Raw genomic sequence first — 14,695 nt, forward strand, 5'->3', positions numbered from 1 at the left:
GCGTCATTCTGACAGCAGATCAGGAAATGATCAAGAGAACATCGAGGATAAATCAAATATTCTTCTGTTGTGCAACTCAGGGCTGCCGGCCCGGCAACGAGAATGCTATAGTGAAAGAAAGCTAGAATAAGCTAAACGTAGATATTTTTTCGAGTCGGAGATCGTTGCATGAACACTGCGGAAATTAAAAACAAGGAACGCGCCCTTAATGAGTTTGTGTTGGTATTGCGCAAGATAATGGTAGAACCAGAGATTTGTAAGACCGCACTGGATATTACCCGTAAACATATCGACGAGAAGCATGCGAATGTAAAAATTGCCGATGAGTTATCCGCCACCACCAACATTAAAATCCCACTGGAACATAGCGAAGCAGATACGCTGTTCCTCGATATGCTGAAAGATTTAATACGCGACGAAAAAGCCCTGTATTAAACGACGCTCAGACCAGCTGACGACGGGGCCTATATGGCCCCGTTTTCAGGTCTGGACAATCGCTATCGTCTTCTCAATGAGGACAGCCCCTGTTCTGTGTCATCGAGAACAACCGCTGCAACCAATCGAACAAACCCTAGAAACAAAAACGCCCTGACAAGTCAGGGCGTTTTAAGTACAGCAGCTATTTGTTTACAAACGAACGCCTAATGCTTTAACCGTTTCCATATTGATATATTCATCAACTGGCAGGTCATTGGCACGCTGGAACTCATTAACCGCAGACATTGTCTGACGTCCAATCACACCATCGATACGACCCGGATCAAAACCGCCAGCCAACAGCGCTTTCTGTATATGGCCAATATTGGTAGTCGTCATATTGGTATCACAAAGGATTGAGCGCCATTCCATATAGCCCTCTTTATCCAACTTACTTAAAGTAACCGTTTCATACTTCGCTGGAATCTCGTAACGCTTGTTCTGCGCTGCGACAGCCAACTTAGTCACTTCAACATTTTCGTACTTCGCTGGAATATCCATGCGTTTGAAACCGGCAGGCTGAACAACAACCGTACGCTCAACTGTTTCATACTTAGCCGGCGTTTCGGTCAAACATATTTTATTACCAGTTCGAGTGCTACTTGGATGTGTTAGATCATGCACTTCATGCCAATCAAATTCATAATCATGAACTTTTTTGGTTAATGCTACATCTGAATACACTGCAGGCACCGACGTACGTTCTTCACGGGCCTCAGATACGAGTTCTTGTACTTTCACTGTTTTATATTCGGCTGGAATATCGATCGTCCGAGTACTAGCCGGCGTCACTACCACTTCACGGGAAACCGTTTTATAGGTGGCGGGCACATCAACTAAACACATAATCTCGCCGGTCGCTTGATCGATCTTCTGAATCGGCCCGGTACCTTTTTTCCAGACAGTATGGGCAGGCACATCAATCACTTGCTCCGTCACTGTTTGGTATTTCGCCGGCACCTCTTCAATACGACTGCTGGCTTCTTTCACCATGACCCGTTTCTCAACCCAACGATATTGCGCCGGTACCACACTCACTTTATCGTAAGCTTCTCGGGTCAAAACAGACTCATTGACCTGTTTAAACTCGGCTGGCACATAATGTTCATGAAAACACATGCCGGGTTTAGCTGCATCGAGATCAATACCGTGGGAGCTCGCTGCTGCCAACAAGTTTTGACTGGCCGGCGCACTTTTTAAGGTTTTATCAATGCGCCAAACTTGCTCGGCTTCACGAATCAGTTTTTGCTCTTTAACCACATCATACTTGGCGGGCACCGGTGTCATTTTAAAGCTGGCAGGCTGAACCATCATTCGCTCTGTCACTTTTTCATACTTCGCCGGCATGATTTCAAATCGCTCACCAGCTTCTTTTACCAATACGGTCTCAGTGTAGCTTTTATACTCTGGCTCAACCCAGACCCGGGCGTAACACTCACCGGCCTTTGCCGACGGAGGTAACAGGGGTTCTGTGGCAGGTGTTGCTGCTTTATCTGCCAACATGGCTTCACGCCGTGCTAAATCTTTTTCTTTATCAACCAAAACCTGATTACGCTGCTCCAGTTCAGCGGGATCCAGGACGACATTGGACTGTGGTGCGTTACTACTACAAGCGGCAAGGAAAATTGCGGCGCTCAAGGTGGTGATACGAAAAACATGTTGTGATGTATTCTGCATACATCCCCCTGATGAAAAAATTAATATTTATATGTACCGTTAATATAGATCATAAGTGCAGAATATCTATGCGCTATTCGGATAACCTTTATGCAGATATAAAAAAACGCGCTGATTCTTTCGAATAGCGCGTTTTTCACATAAATACCTTTAGATAGAGAAAAGATGGTGCTTTTTCTTACCCAATTTAACCAGGAAGAAACGACTATAGGTGCCATTTTCCGCCGTAAAAATCTCTGCAGCTTTCATATTGTCATCCATGCCTTTTTCGACACCGTTAACGATCACCGCATTACGTTGCAACGCATCTTTAATCTGCTTGCCAGAAGCCGCCAAACCCGCATCACTCAACAATGTCGTTAATGGCGTTTCCACCAGATCACTTGCAGCCAAACGAGATGATGGCAGGCCATCCAATTGCAGTTGTTCAAAGTCAGCTTCGCTAAGGTCCGCCAGATTGCCACTGAACAGCGCTTCAGTGATGCGCATCGCAGCCGTCAAACCCTCTTCACCGTGAACCAAGCGGGTGACTTCCCGCGCCAGAACTGATTGAGCCTCTGGACGCCCGTCACGGGCCGCATCGGCTTGCTCCAATGCATCGATCTCATCAACGGCAAGAAAGGTAAAGTATTTCAAGAACGCGTAAACATCAGCATCGGCGGTTTGCAGCCAGAACTGATAAAATGCATAAGGCGACGTTTTCGCGGGTGACAACCAAATCGTACCGGATTCAGTTTTACCAAATTTAGTGCCATCGGACTTGGTAATCAGCGGCAGGGTTAAACCAAACGCCCGGTTACCGTTCATACGACGAGTCAGCTCAGTACCACCGGTGATATTACCCCACTGGTCAGACCCCCCAATCTGTAACGTACAGTTGCGGCTAGCATTCAGCTGCTGATAATCAAATGACTGCAGGATCATATAGGTGAACTCAGTAAACGAGATCCCTTCACCTTCACGATCGATCCGCTGCTTAACCGACTCTTTCGCGATCATCTGGTTAACCGAGAAGTGTTTGCCGACATCCCGCAGGAACGTCAGGATATCCATCCCACGCGTCCAATCAAGATTGTTAACAACTTCCGCGCTATTCGCACCGCAATCAAAATCGATAAACTGACTCACTTGGCCTTTGAGCTTTTCCACCCAACCGGCAACCGTAACATCATCATTCAACTTACGCTCTTGGGCTTTAAAGCTAGGGTCGCCAATCAACCCTGTTGCCCCGCCCACCAGCGCCAGCGGTTTATGACCCGCTTGCTGAAAACGCTTTAGCGCCAACAGTGGCACCAAAGAACCAATATGAAGGCTGTCCGCAGTGGGGTCAAAGCCACAATAAAGGGTGACAGAACCTTCCGCCAGGTGTTGTTCCAGTTCGTCTTCACTGGTCATCTGCGCGATCAAACCGCGCGCATTAAGATCCTGTAACAGTGTCGTATCTGTCATTGCCTTCTATTAACCCTTCGCATAATAAGTAGTCATCATTGATGGGGCGTATTCTACCCTTCCACATTAAATCCGACAAACCTATGATGCCGAAAGCCCCTTACTGATTAAGATCGTTTATCATCCACAGTACTCTCACACCACAGAATGGCTTTTAAGCTGGCATGATTCAGCGACAATACTGTCCCTAAATAGCAGAAGACTTATTAGATATAGCGTCTTTTTCGCCGATAGAGGGTGAATGTTTCGATTATGTGACTGCTTCCGGTATACTTCCCAAAACTTTAAATACTGAGGTAGAGCACCGTGTTTGTCATCCAACGGTTAAAACAGCACCTTCCGATTACCCACCTGATGGCGGTTATTATCTGTACTGTCATTGTCGGCCTAACCGCAATGCTGCTGCCTTCACAAAACGCCCCAGCATCGGTATTTAATGAAACAACGACAACCACCATCACGCTGCCGTTACAGAACACCCAACAACCAACCGTGCAGACAAGTTCACAAACAACGGTCAATCCTCAGCTAGTCGAGCCTCAAATAGCGACACAATCCTCGACCGAAAGCGCTGCAAAAAGTCCCTCAGTGACAGCGCAAGCACCCGAGCAGTGGCAGGATTTCACCATCCGTAATGGAGATACCCTAACCTCTGTTTTCAAGCGTGCAGGACTCAGCAGTCGAGATGCTTTTTTAGTTGGTGAGGCGCTGAAAGACACTGATGCTCTAAAGCGAATATACCCAGGCCAAACACTGAGCTTTGTCATCAACGATCATCAATTGCATAAGCTCAAACATATCCGCAATAAACTAGAAAGTTCACTGATTCTATCGACTGATCAAGGGTACGTGGTTAAAGAGATCGCCAAACAACCCGATATACGCCCTCGTTTTGTTAAAGCCAGTATCGAAAACTCCCTATTTTTGGATGCCTCCCAAGCGGGTTTATCCGACCGCATGATTATGGAGCTGGCCGCCATTTTCGGTTGGGATATCGATTTCGTGCTGGATCTACGTCAAGGCGACCATTTTAGTTTGGTTTATGAAGAGAAGTTTCTCGAAGGCAAAAAAATCGGTGAAGGCAGCATTCTATCTGCCCAGTTCGTCAACCGAGGAGAAACGTACACTGCGGTTCGCTATACCGACAGCCAAGGCAACAGCAGCTACTACACACCGCAAGGTGATAGCATGCGCAAAGCTTTTTTACGCAGCCCAGTGGATTTTGCTCGCATCAGCTCAAGTTTCAAAACACGGCGTAAACACCCTGTCTTAGGGCTGACCCGAGCACATAAAGGTACCGACTATGCCGCTCGTACCGGCACCCCTATCAAAGCGGCGGGGAATGGCAAAATTATTTGGCGGGGCAAGAAAGGCGGTTATGGCAACTGTGTTATCGTGCAACACGGCGGTAATATCACCACCCTCTATGGCCATATGAGTAATTATCGTAAAGGGCAGAAAAACGGTAGCCGAGTGCAGCAAGGGGATGTTATTGGCTATGTTGGCCAAACAGGGCTCGCCTCAGGCCCTCATTTACACTATGAGTTCCGAGTTAACGGTGTCCACAAAAACCCGCAGACCGTACAGCTGCCCCATGCAGCACCAATAGCCAAAGCCGAACGAGCAGCGTTTTTCGCGGCCGCCGAACAAACACTGGCACAGCTGGAAGCCTATAAAGCGACTCAGTTAGCCTCTGCCGCTGAATAACATTAACTGATCGCAGGAACATCCATGAGTGCTCCGATCTTTATAGGCCTAATGTCCGGCACCAGCCTCGACAGTATCGATGCCGTCGCCGTTAAGTTTGAACCAACATTTGCATTGATCGCCACCCATAGTGAAGCCATTCCGGCTGAGATTCACGCCGCGACCCTTGCCCTGTTTAATCCGGGAACGAATGAGGTTGAACGTCTGGGGCGACTCGATCTAGCACTCGCAGAACTCTTTGCCCGCGCAGTGGAAAACCTGATCAGCCAGCATTCTCTACCGCGGACTGATATTGCCGCCATTGGCAGTCATGGCCAGACCATTCGCCATCGTCCTGAAGCGCACTTTACACTACAGATCGGCGACCCCAATCTGATTGCCGAACGTACCGGTATTACCACCGTTGCCGATTTTCGCCGCCGAGATATGGCGGCCGGCGGTCAAGGCGCCCCCTTGGTACCCGCCTTCCACAATGCGCTTTTTCACCACACCGAGCAAAATAGAATTCTGGTTAATATTGGTGGTATGGCTAATTTGACCATCCTCGAGGCCGCTGAGGATAAAGCCGTGCTCGGCTATGATACGGGACCAGGCAATGTTTTGATGGATAGCTGGATAAAACTACACCGCCAGGAAAACTATGATAGAGATGGCCAGTGGGCCGCAGCGGGCCGGATCATACCTCAACTACTGCAAACCCTCTTAGCGCTCCCCTACTTTAGTGAAGCACCACCTAAAAGTACCGGGCGGGAACAGTTCAACCTCGCGTGGATACAACAGCTACTCAGTGCACAACCAGAACAACACCGCCCGGTCGACGTTCAGGCAACGCTACTGGAATTAACTGCCCGCTCAATTGCCGATGCCATCAACAGTCACCAGCTAGAGGACCTACAGGTATTTCTCTGTGGCGGAGGGAGCTATAACCAGCAACTCAAACATCGGTTAGCGACATTACTTGAGCCCCATCACTTGAGCACCACCGCCGATCTCGACCTCGATCCAGACTGGGTTGAAGCCGCAGCCTTTGCTTGGCTGGCTTACCGCACCCTTAACCATCAAAGTGGTAATGAACCCGGCGTCACCGGTGCTGCAGGTTACCGCCCATTGGGCGCTATTTACTGGGGGGAATAACGTAGTTTTAGACAGCGGTCATTAACGGAATTAACTGGCGTTTATTGACTATTAAATCCGCTAAGGTATATTTTCGCATCGTATCGAGATATGCCTGCATCCCTTCCATCAGGGCATTTTTCAACTCGCAACAGGGCACTAGCTGACAGGCGGTAGTGGCACAATCAACACCATCAAGATGGTTTTCTAGCTGCTCAATCACATCCCCGATATTGATCAATTCAGGCTTCACAGCCAACCGAATACCACCATTTTTGCCACGAATCGTTTGCACATAGCCCGATTTAGCTAATTGGCCGATCACTTTAACCATATGGCTCTGAGACACACGGTAGACTCCCGAAACCTCAGCCACACTACTCAACTGATCATCTTTTAAGCAGGCAAGATACATCAGTGTGCGTAAGCCAAAATCAGTGAAAGCCGTAAGTCTCATGGACACTCCAAGACAGATGAAAAGGTTAATAAAACGGGGCTCGATAACTATACCCCGTTTAATTGCGACACAATAGCCGCCGTCCCTATAAACCCAGTAACAACAGATTACACCCCGTTGCCAACGGCCGCTGCCTGCGGATAACGACTCACCCACAGGCTTAACTGATTGGGGCTGGCACAAAAGTACAGCGACATAACACCGGCCACCGTGGCGCTCTTATCAATCAGCTTTATCAACATCAGTCCAAACTTTCACTCGGGCCAAAGACCTCAGAATTTAACTGTGCGTCATCAACCCCTAACCCTTTCAACTGACGGTAGATCGCGCGCATAAACGCCAATGGGCCGCAGAAATAGAACTCCGCATCAGCAGGGCAGTAATGCGCCAGCCATTCACTGGTGATATAGCCTTGATGGTCATAATCACAGCCCTGTTTGGCAGCCGACGGATCGTCATAGAAAGTGACCGCTGTCAGTTTGGGATAATCGCGTTTCAGGCAACCGATATGCTGCGCAAATGCATGGGACTGACGATTGTGGGCTCCCTGTAACCAAACGATGTCTCGGCTGTCATTTTTCAATAACAGATCGTTCAACATACTTAGCATAGGCGTAACACCCACCCCACCGCTAATCAACACCACTGGGCGGTCAGTGTGTTTTAAAAAGAAATCACCACCGGGCATATGTACCGCCAACTGACCGCCTAGCTTCAGGTTTTCATGTAGATGATTTGATACCCGGCCTGCTGGCACATCCGCCCGTGCTGCGGGTTCACGCTTCACCGAAATCCGATAACCCTCGGCGCGGGGGCAATCAGAAAGGCTGTACTGGCGAATCTCTTCATATTGCCAATCTGGACTCGCTATTTTGACACTCACGAACTGTCCAGGACGATACTCAGGCAAGGGTTTACCATCGAGAGGGCGCAGATAAAAAGATCGAATCTCATCACTCTCATCGACAATACGGTCAACCTTAAACGCTTTAAAACCGTTCCAGCCCTCAGCCTTTGCCTCGGCATACAACTGTTCTTCGCGACCAATCAGAATATTCGCGAGCTTCTGATAGGCTTCAGCCCAAGCGGTCAACACCATATCAGTCGCCACTTCAGCGCCTAGTACCTCACGAATCGCTCGCAGTAGATTACGGCCAACAATGTCATATTGTGCTGGGGTGATATCAAGACTGAAATGCTTCGCGGCAATTTTCTCAACTGTGCCGCCAAGCGCACTCAAGTTATCAATATGGGCGGCATATCCCAGAATAGCCGCTGCCAGTGTAGACTGCTGCCGCCCACTCGCTTGACTCGCCATATTAAAAACATGTTGTAGCTCAGGATGTTCTGCAAAGAGTAGGCGATAAAAGTACTGCGTGATCGCCTCTCCAGAGGCCTGAATAGCAGGTACGGTGGCTTTTACGACCGATATTGTCTCAGTTTTCATATTCACCCTTCGTTATTACATAGAACGATTAAATGGTTAGTTTTTAGTTTTTAGTTTTTAGTTTTTAAACATGTGAAACCGCATCAGTGAGTGTGGTTATGTTGCAATCGATCGTAGTGACTCACTTCTAAACAGGGGAAAAATTCCCGCTCTTCAAAACGGATATGAGCTTTTAACAGCAGAGCAAACGCCTGAAGGTTTTCGGCATCGGGTGCTGCCATCAACGCTCTAAGCTGCCGATGCTCCTCACGGAAACGCAGTAATAACGGGTCTTGTATACCATCAACCAACTGTTCTTCTTCATGAAAATGCGCGGCAAGCTCTGCCTGAAATTGATCACCCACCTGCTGCCAATAGTCCACAACAGCTTCGGCGCCATCGGTTGCGCGTGCCAATATCCGCTTCACATGCACCAGCGCCGTATGGTGTTCCCGACTCAAGGGTTTAAGAATCTCCGACCTATTCACCTAACTGCTCCTTGCTAGCCGCAACTCACTACTCGGTTGCGGCTAGCATAATATTTAAATATTCATTTGATATGAATATTATTTACTAATAACATGCATGTCAAATGAATATTAAAAGTGAGCGTCATCATGGTTATTTGGTCAACTAGCGAAATCTACGTCTTTGTTGCGGTTATGGTAATGATCGTGCTTAAGCTCTGGAGCGTCTGGCATATTTCGCTTAAAGCGGGCGCCAATCGGGAGGGGCGAGCTATTTTTCTCGGCTTACTCACAGGCCTAACCCTGTTTGGCTTAACGGCTAAGGTCTATATCTCCCATGTATTGAGTTAATCACTTGAGAAGAGAGCGACGCCAAGCGTTATAAAGAGTCATGGGGAAAGTTCATACTTCACCCGCTACCCAAGCAGCAACGGGTAAATTCTGACGGGTCAGAAAAACAAAAACCCCGTAAAGCACTATTTACCAAAGTAAATAAACTTTACGGGGCTATCTAACGCTTACTTGTTAGAGCGTTAGGTTATGGTCAGATCGAGAAAGAGGAGCCGCAACCACAGGTGGTTGTCGCATTGGGGTTATTGATCACAAACTGAGAGCCCTGCAGACCCTCTTTATAGTCCACCACCGAACCCACCAGATACTGGTAGCTCATCGGGTCAATCAGCATCGTGACACCATCATTTTCAATCGCGGTGTCATCATCAGCAACCGCCTCATCAAAAGTGAAGCCATAAGAGAAGCCCGCGCAACCACCACCGGTAATAAATACCCGTAGTTTAAGGTTATCGTTCTGCTCTTCTTCGATCAGACTTCTTACCTTCGCCGCTGCGGAATCGGAAAAAACCATGTCCGGCTGCTGGTCAGTCATCTCTGTCATATCTGCTCACTCACTCGTGTTTACCTATTCAGGCATCTATTATCTATTTAACCGAGTAATTTAGTCAAGTATAGAAAATCCCGGTTACGGCATCATACCGGTATGACGCAACCCTTCGGCTTCATCGAAACCAAACATAATATTCATATTTTGGATCGCCTGACCCGCCGCCCCTTTGACCAAATTATCGATCACCGACAGCACCACTACGGTGTCATCATTCTGAGGGCGGAAGACACTGATACGACAAACATTCGCGCCTTTAACACTGCGGGTTTCTGGATGACTGCCAGCAGGCATCACATCAACAAACGGCTCATTGGCATAACGTTCTTCAAACAGCGCTTGTAAGCCATCCACTGGATCTTTCAAAATCCCATAAAGTGTGGCATGAATACCCCGAATCATCGGCGTCAGATGCGGCACAAAGGTCAACCCAACCGGACGGCCAGCAGCTTCACTCAGACCCTGCTTAACTTCAGGTAGATGACGATGACCCGCTACGCCATAGGCTTTCATGCTTTCGCTGCTTTCACACAACAGCGAGCCGACATTAGCCCCACGGCCTGCTCCACTAACACCGGACTTAACATCAGCAATGAGACGACGGTGATCGATCAGGCCATTTTCCACCAGCGGCAGAAAACCCAGTTGAGTCGCTGTCGGATAACAGCCCGGACAAGCAAGCATCCGAGCGTCTTTAATCGCTGCTCGGTTAACTTCCGGTAGACCATAGACCGCTTGCGCCGCCAGTTCTGGGCTGGTGTGCTCCATGCCATACCATTTAGACCAGAGTTCGAGGTCTTTAATCCGGAAATCCGCTCCAAGATCGATCACCCGTACACCCCGTTCAACCAGTTCAGGCGCCATTTTCATTGCCACACCATGCGGCGTGGCAAAGAACACCGCATCACACTGCGCTAGCCTGTCTACATCGGGTACCGTGAACTGCAGATCGTAGTGACCACGCAAGTTGGGATACATATCGTCGATTCGCATACCTTCCTCAGATCGGGAAGTAATGACCTCAACCGATACTTCAGGATGATTTGCCAACAGTCTTAGCAGCTCTACGCCGGTATAACCGGTGCCGCCTACGATACCTACTTTGATCACTTTGACCTCTCAATTGGTTCTACGGTTTTCTATTCAGTCTGCGTATGATACAAACCCTTGAGGGGCATTACTATTGCATGCGACTAAAATAGCCACTGAAAGCACTGTCTGTCGCCATAAGGTCGTCGCATACGCACCATAACCCCCGCAATCCATGTGCAATAAAGGCTGATGCGCTCCAGATGTTCAAAGACTCACTCTCATTCACACACTTTCGTAATCGACTGGCCCATGTCGAAGCTCTGCCACAGCTAGTACTCCTCGGCATTATTTCTGGGTTAGCATCTGGGTTAGTCATTCTGGCCTTTCGTCTACTGATCGACTTGCCGCTTGAAGCTTCGCTGCCGGACGGCCACAGTGAAAACTTCGAAGCACTACCGCTATGGACGCGGGTGCTGCTGCCCATCATCGGCACAGTCATTCTCGCATTGATGTTTTGGCGGCTATTACCCGCCACCCGTAAGGTCGGTGTGCTTCATGTCATGGAGCGACTCAGCTATCACCAAGGTAATCTGCCGGCAAAAAATATGTTAGTGCAGTTTTTTGGCGGGGCGATCGCTTTATTAACCGGTCATTCCGTCGGTCGTGAAGGACCCGCCGTTCATCTGGGGGCGGCTTGCGGCAGTCTCGTCGGACAGGTATTGCGGCTGCCCAATAACTCGCTACGCATCTTAGTCGGCTGTGGTGTGGCCGCCGCTATTTCCGCCGCCTTCAATACCCCACTCGCGGGCGTCATCTTCTCGATGGAAGTGATTTTGATGGAATATACGGTGATCGGCTTTACCCCGGTGCTTGTGGCATCGGTCACCGCCGCCTTACTACTACGCTTTGTCTACGGCGATGAATCAGCCTTCACCATTCCGGCCTTACAAATTCAATCCATCGCCGAGCTACCACTGGTTATTTTGCTTGGGGTGTTATGCGCCCTCGTCGCCGCGGCATTTATCAGCATTATGCTGAAGACACAAAAGTCGGTTACCTGGCCTCTTGGTGTGAAGCTATTAATAGCCGGACTGCTAACCGGCATGGTCGCCACCGTTTATCCACAGGTGATGGGGCTTGGTTATGACACCCTGTCAGAGGTACTGCAGGGGAATATGGGACTGGCCCTACTCGCAGGCCTGCTGATCGCTAAAGGATTACTCACCCCGGTGGTGCTCGGCTTAGGAGTGCCCGGCGGCTTAATCGGCCCAACCCTGTATATCGGCGCTGTCACCGGGGCCACCTTTGCCTTACTGGTGGCCTATATCACCGGCACCAATCACTCCGGTGTAGGCTTCTACGCCATGCTGGGCATGGGTGCGATGATGGGGGCTGTACTGAATGCACCACTGGCGGCATTGATTGCTCTATTAGAACTGACCGCGAACCCCAATATTATCTTTCCCGGCATGATCGCAATTGTGGTGGCCAGCACCACGGTGCGCTTTTTCTTTAAACAGCCCTCTATTTTTCTTAACCTGCTCAACGCCCAAGGACTGGATTATCGCCCAGAGCCACTGACCCAAGCACTGTCCCGTCAGGGCGTCACCAGCGTGATGAATAGCAACTTTATCCGTTGCGACTTTATTGTTAACTGTGAATCCGCCTTGCAGGTGTTAGCGCGTCAACCTGAATGGTTAGTTCTCGAAGATAGCAAAGGGTTACCTTGCTATATTTTACTTCCCATCAGCCTGAAACAGTTTATCGATCAAGAAAGCGAACAGAAGGTTTTTGATCCCACGTTAGAACTTAAACTGACCGAAGTGCCCGGTGTGCGTAAAGATATTGCCGTAATCGGTATCAATGCGACTCTCAAAGAGGCCCTCGACCGGATGAATCAGCAACGGGTCGATGCTCTATGGATACAAAACTACAGTAAAGAGATTACCGGTATTCTCACTCGAGAGCAGGTCGAGTATTTTTATACCCAAAAAATCGATCAATAAACAATAACAAAGCCCCTAAGTGAATCCGATGACAGAGTTTCCATTACACGGTCTATACGCCATTACCGATAGTACCTTGATGCCCAACACCGATAGTCTGCTATTACAGGTGGAACAAGCCTTGCGCGGCGGGGCCCAAATCATTCAATACCGAGACAAATCAACCGACCAACCGCTGCGTTTACAACAGGCCTTGGCACTGGTTGACCTTTGCCATCAATATCGCCGCCCTATTCTCATTAATGATGACGTTGTGCTCGCGAAAGCCAGCGGGGCCAGCGGTGTGCACCTCGGCCAAAGTGATGGCAATATCCGTCAAGCACGCGCGGCGCTTGGGCCTTCAGCCATCATCGGCAATACCTGTCATAATTCACTGGCGCTAGCACACACCGCCTGCCAACAAACGGCAGATTATGTTGCCTTTGGCGCGGTATTTCCCTCAAGCACCAAGCCCAATGCCACCCATGCTCCCCTTAGCCTGATCGGGGAAGCCAAAGCAACACTACCCGTTCCGGTGGTAGCGATTGGCGGCATTAATATGGATAATGCAGATCAGGTAATTTCCGCCGGGGCCGATATGATCGCCGTCATCCATAATCTGTTTGCCAACGATGATATTTGCGCCCAGGCCGGACAGTTTAACGCCCTGTTCAACTGCTCCGCTCACGACACGAATTAAGAGAGTCCAACATGTCCCGTTCAGAGTCTTTATTTCAAGCCGCTCAGGCCCATATCCCAGGCGGTGTCAATTCACCGGTACGCGCGTTTAAAGGTGTGGGTGGCACGCCAATCTTTTTTAAACGGGGTGAAGCGGCGTATATGTTCGACGAAGATGATAAGCGCTACATTGACTATGTTGGCTCATGGGGCCCGATGATTCTCGGTCACTCACACCCTACTGTGATGAATGCTGTACGCAAAGTTATGGACTCCGGTCTCGGTTTTGGCGCGCCCACCGCCATTGAGATCGAGATGGCCGATAAAGTCTGTGAGATCATGCCCGGCATGGACTTAGTGCGAATGGTCAGCTCTGGTACTGAAGCGACCATGAGTGCGATTCGTCTAGCCCGTGGTTATACTGGCCGAGACAAAATTGTTAAGTTTGAAGGCTGCTACCACGGCCACTCCGATTCACTCTTAGTAAAAGCGGGTTCTGGCATGCTGACCTTAGGTGAGCCAAGCTCTCCAGGCGTACCCGCCAGCCTAGCAGAGCACACCATTACCCTAACCTACAACGATATCGATAATGTCCGCCAAGCATTTGCGGAAGCGGGTAATGAGATCGCCTGTATTATCGTTGAACCCGTTGCCGGCAATATGAACTGCATACCACCGCTGCCGGGCTTCTTACAAGGACTTCGCGAAGTCTGTGATGAATATGGCGCCGTCTTAATTATTGATGAGGTGATGACCGGTTTCCGAGTCTCACTGACCGGTGCTCAAGGTTACTATGGCGTTACCCCAGACCTCACCACTATGGGTAAAGTGATTGGCGGCGGTCTGCCGGTCGGTGCCTTCGGTGGTAAACGTGAAATCATGGAATACATCTCGCCACTCGGACCGGTTTATCAAGCAGGTACACTGTCGGGTAACCCACTGGCCATGGCTGCAGGGTTGGCAATGCTGAATGCACTTCAGGAAGAGGGTTTTCATGAAAAGCTCAGCGCTAAAACTGAACTCCTGACGCAAGGGTTTGAGGCAATGGCATTGCGCCACGGCGTACCATTTACCACCACTCAGGTGGGCGGTATGTTTGGTCTGTTTTTTACCGATCAAGAGCAGGTCACCTGCTTCGCTGAGGTGATGAAATGCGATGCCGAAAAATTTGGCCGCTTCTTCCACGGTATGCTAGATGAAGGTATCTACTTAGCACCATCGGCATTTGAAGCAGGCTTTATGTCTCAGGCTCATACCGAAGAGGACATTAACGCCACCATCGAAGCGGCAGGCCGAGTGTTTGCTAAATTGGCAGCGGAATAAACC

15 protein-coding genes are annotated in these 14,695 nt (G+C 49.4%); 7 read left to right on the forward strand and 8 right to left on the reverse strand.

The window, feature by feature from the left end; translation table 11 throughout:
* Window positions 1-168: 168 nt before the first annotated feature.
* Window positions 169-435 (forward strand): hypothetical protein, encoded by a 267-nt coding sequence (locus ACN0T0_RS14685; RefSeq protein WP_417227356.1) that lies wholly within the window; start codon window positions 169-171, stop codon window positions 433-435.
* 192 nt (window positions 436-627) lie between these two features.
* Here the strand turns inward: ACN0T0_RS14685 and ACN0T0_RS14690 are convergent, their stop codons facing one another.
* Together ACN0T0_RS14690 and tyrS are read right to left on the reverse strand one after the other, a co-directional pair.
* Window positions 628-2,154: a peptidoglycan-binding domain-containing protein gene (locus ACN0T0_RS14690; protein WP_417227358.1), complete on the reverse strand. Its 1,527-nt coding sequence runs from the start codon at window positions 2,152-2,154 to the stop codon at window positions 628-630.
* Window positions 2,155-2,304: 150 nt separating this feature from the next.
* Window positions 2,305-3,603 (reverse strand): tyrosine--tRNA ligase, encoded by a 1,299-nt coding sequence (gene tyrS, locus ACN0T0_RS14695; RefSeq protein WP_417227359.1) that lies wholly within the window; start codon window positions 3,601-3,603, stop codon window positions 2,305-2,307.
* Between the two features lie 306 nt (window positions 3,604-3,909).
* Between tyrS and ACN0T0_RS14700 the strand changes: the two genes are divergently transcribed.
* Together ACN0T0_RS14700 and ACN0T0_RS14705 are read left to right on the forward strand one after the other, a co-directional pair.
* Window positions 3,910-5,310 (forward strand): OapA family protein, encoded by a 1,401-nt coding sequence (locus tag ACN0T0_RS14700; RefSeq protein WP_417227361.1) that lies wholly within the window; start codon window positions 3,910-3,912, stop codon window positions 5,308-5,310.
* A gap of 24 nt (window positions 5,311-5,334) precedes the next feature.
* Window positions 5,335-6,444 carry an anhydro-N-acetylmuramic acid kinase gene (locus ACN0T0_RS14705; protein ID WP_417227363.1) on the forward strand — a complete coding sequence of 370 codons (1,110 nt, stop codon included), beginning with the start codon at window positions 5,335-5,337 and terminating at the stop codon, window positions 6,442-6,444.
* Between the two features lie 7 nt (window positions 6,445-6,451).
* Here ACN0T0_RS14705 and ACN0T0_RS14710 read toward each other — a convergent pair whose 3' ends face one another.
* From ACN0T0_RS14710 to ACN0T0_RS14725, 4 genes are all read right to left on the reverse strand, one after another.
* A complete protein-coding gene (locus ACN0T0_RS14710) occupies window positions 6,452-6,880 on the reverse strand; it encodes an Rrf2 family transcriptional regulator (RefSeq protein ID WP_417227365.1) in 429 nt (142 codons plus the stop codon).
* A 107-nt stretch (window positions 6,881-6,987) separates the two neighbouring features.
* Window positions 6,988-7,122, reverse strand: coding sequence for a hypothetical protein (locus tag ACN0T0_RS14715; RefSeq protein ID WP_417227367.1), 135 nt, complete (start codon window positions 7,120-7,122; stop codon window positions 6,988-6,990).
* Window positions 7,122-8,327 carry an NO-inducible flavohemoprotein gene (gene hmpA / locus ACN0T0_RS14720; protein WP_417227369.1) on the reverse strand — a complete coding sequence of 402 codons (1,206 nt, stop codon included), beginning with the start codon at window positions 8,325-8,327 and terminating at the stop codon, window positions 7,122-7,124. Before hmpA ends, ACN0T0_RS14715 begins: the two co-directional genes overlap by 1 nt.
* Before the next feature lie 83 nt (window positions 8,328-8,410).
* A complete protein-coding gene (locus ACN0T0_RS14725) occupies window positions 8,411-8,794 on the reverse strand; it encodes a hemerythrin domain-containing protein (protein ID WP_417227371.1) in 384 nt (127 codons plus the stop codon).
* A gap of 129 nt (window positions 8,795-8,923) precedes the next feature.
* Here ACN0T0_RS14725 and ACN0T0_RS14730 point away from each other — a divergent pair, with 129 nt between their 5' ends.
* Window positions 8,924-9,124, forward strand: coding sequence for a hypothetical protein (locus ACN0T0_RS14730; protein ID WP_417227373.1), 201 nt, complete (start codon window positions 8,924-8,926; stop codon window positions 9,122-9,124).
* A gap of 193 nt (window positions 9,125-9,317) precedes the next feature.
* Here the strand turns inward: ACN0T0_RS14730 and erpA are convergent, their stop codons facing one another.
* Both erpA and argC read right to left on the reverse strand, forming a co-directional pair.
* Window positions 9,318-9,668, reverse strand: a complete 351-nt coding sequence (gene erpA, locus ACN0T0_RS14735; RefSeq protein WP_126159688.1) for an iron-sulfur cluster insertion protein ErpA — start codon at window positions 9,666-9,668, stop codon at window positions 9,318-9,320.
* A gap of 84 nt (window positions 9,669-9,752) precedes the next feature.
* Entirely contained in the window at window positions 9,753-10,784 is a 1,032-nt protein-coding gene (argC, locus tag ACN0T0_RS14740; protein ID WP_417227376.1) for an N-acetyl-gamma-glutamyl-phosphate reductase, read from the reverse strand.
* 182 nt (window positions 10,785-10,966) lie between these two features.
* Here argC and ACN0T0_RS14745 point away from each other — a divergent pair, with 182 nt between their 5' ends.
* The 3 genes from ACN0T0_RS14745 to hemL are packed head-to-tail and all read left to right on the forward strand — an operon-like array spanning window position 10,967 to window position 14,692.
* Window positions 10,967-12,712, forward strand: a complete 1,746-nt coding sequence (locus tag ACN0T0_RS14745; protein ID WP_417227378.1) for a chloride channel protein — start codon at window positions 10,967-10,969, stop codon at window positions 12,710-12,712.
* A gap of 28 nt (window positions 12,713-12,740) precedes the next feature.
* Window positions 12,741-13,391, forward strand: coding sequence for a thiamine phosphate synthase (gene thiE / locus ACN0T0_RS14750; protein ID WP_417227380.1), 651 nt, complete (start codon window positions 12,741-12,743; stop codon window positions 13,389-13,391).
* 11 nt (window positions 13,392-13,402) lie between these two features.
* Entirely contained in the window at window positions 13,403-14,692 is a 1,290-nt protein-coding gene (hemL, locus tag ACN0T0_RS14755) for a glutamate-1-semialdehyde 2,1-aminomutase (RefSeq protein WP_417227382.1), read from the forward strand.
* Window positions 14,693-14,695 lie beyond the last annotated feature (3 nt).

It is taken from the genome of Amphritea sp. (assembly GCF_048266285.1).
In the GTDB taxonomy this organism is placed as follows: Bacteria; Pseudomonadota; Gammaproteobacteria; order Pseudomonadales; family Balneatricaceae; genus Amphritea.

Coding starts and splice junctions, on each gene's coding strand:
- erpA (WP_126159688.1), bottom strand. CDS start 9,668: ATGACAGAGATGACTGACCAGCAGCCGGACATGGTTTTTTCCGATTCC.
- ACN0T0_RS14745 (WP_417227378.1), top strand. CDS start 10,967: ATGTTCAAAGACTCACTCTCATTCACACACTTTCGTAATCGACTGGCC.
- tyrS (WP_417227359.1), bottom strand. CDS start 3,603: ATGACAGATACGACACTGTTACAGGATCTTAATGCGCGCGGTTTGATC.
- ACN0T0_RS14690 (WP_417227358.1), bottom strand. CDS start 2,154: ATGCAGAATACATCACAACATGTTTTTCGTATCACCACCTTGAGCGCC.
- thiE (WP_417227380.1), top strand. CDS start 12,741: ATGACAGAGTTTCCATTACACGGTCTATACGCCATTACCGATAGTACC.
- hemL (WP_417227382.1), top strand. CDS start 13,403: ATGTCCCGTTCAGAGTCTTTATTTCAAGCCGCTCAGGCCCATATCCCA.
- ACN0T0_RS14710 (WP_417227365.1), bottom strand. CDS start 6,880: ATGAGACTTACGGCTTTCACTGATTTTGGCTTACGCACACTGATGTAT.
- ACN0T0_RS14730 (WP_417227373.1), top strand. CDS start 8,924: ATGGTTATTTGGTCAACTAGCGAAATCTACGTCTTTGTTGCGGTTATG.
- hmpA (WP_417227369.1), bottom strand. CDS start 8,327: ATGAAAACTGAGACAATATCGGTCGTAAAAGCCACCGTACCTGCTATT.
- ACN0T0_RS14715 (WP_417227367.1), bottom strand. CDS start 7,122: ATGTTGATAAAGCTGATTGATAAGAGCGCCACGGTGGCCGGTGTTATG.
- ACN0T0_RS14705 (WP_417227363.1), top strand. CDS start 5,335: ATGAGTGCTCCGATCTTTATAGGCCTAATGTCCGGCACCAGCCTCGAC.
- ACN0T0_RS14685 (WP_417227356.1), top strand. CDS start 169: ATGAACACTGCGGAAATTAAAAACAAGGAACGCGCCCTTAATGAGTTT.